This is a genomic window from Mesorhizobium sp. M4A.F.Ca.ET.020.02.1.1, assembly GCF_004022645.1.
Classification (GTDB): Bacteria; Pseudomonadota; Alphaproteobacteria; order Rhizobiales; family Rhizobiaceae; genus Mesorhizobium.
The window spans coordinates 1-758 of sequence record NZ_RZOI01001279.1 but is presented as its reverse complement, the minus strand read 5'-3'; the positions used below and the strand labels follow the sequence as shown (position 1 = coordinate 758).

Annotated in this window: 1 protein-coding gene; it reads right to left on the bottom strand. The window is 64.4% G+C overall.

Annotated elements, in window-relative coordinates; translation table 11 throughout:
* Window positions 1–223: 223 nt before the first annotated feature.
* Window positions 224–758 (bottom strand): ABC transporter permease (locus EN742_RS36625; protein WP_148670599.1); only part of this gene is annotated, 535 nt, incomplete at its 5' end.

Sequence of the window (758 nt, the reverse complement as noted above, 5' to 3'; positions counted from 1 at the left end):
TCAAACTGTTACCCATCTATCGGCTGGACACCGACCGCAGCCTCGGCGCCTATCTAGCAACATTCGAAATTGGCGAAATCATCGAAGAGAGCGCCCCTCTCCCCGTCACTATACGGGAAGAGGATGCCGGCAGGCAGGCCAGGGGCAGCGCCAACGTCCGAAAAAGGGTGGCAGCCCGCGAAGTTGAAACTGCCCGCTGCCTGCCGAGCTCGAACGAGGGAAGCTACTCCGCCGGCGCGCCGGCGACGTTCCTGCGCGTGGCGTCGATCATCTGCCGCCGCGCCCGGAACACGCCCCATTGCTGGTCGACGAGCACGCCGATCAGGATCACCCCGCCCATCACCGCGAAGTTCAGCGAGGACGGGATGCCAAGCAGGTTGACGAGGTTCTGCAGCTCCTGCAGCAGCACCGTGCCGAGGATGACGCCGATCAGCGAGCCTTCGCCGCCGCGCAGCGAGAAGCCGCCGAGTACGGCCGCGGCAATGGCATAGAGCTCGTAGAACTGGCCGTGGCTCGCCGGCGAGATCGAGCGCGTGTACATGGCGAAGTAGATCGCCGACAGCGCCGTCAGCACGCCGCAGATGACGTAGGCCGCCATGACGATGCGGCCCGTGCGAATGCCCGAATATTTCGCCGCTTCCTCGTTCTTGCCGATGGCGTAGAGATAGCGCCCGAATACCGAGCGGTGCAGCACCACCCACATGACGATGGCGATGATGATCAGCGCGATGAAGCTGTTCGGCACGCCCCAGCTGCGT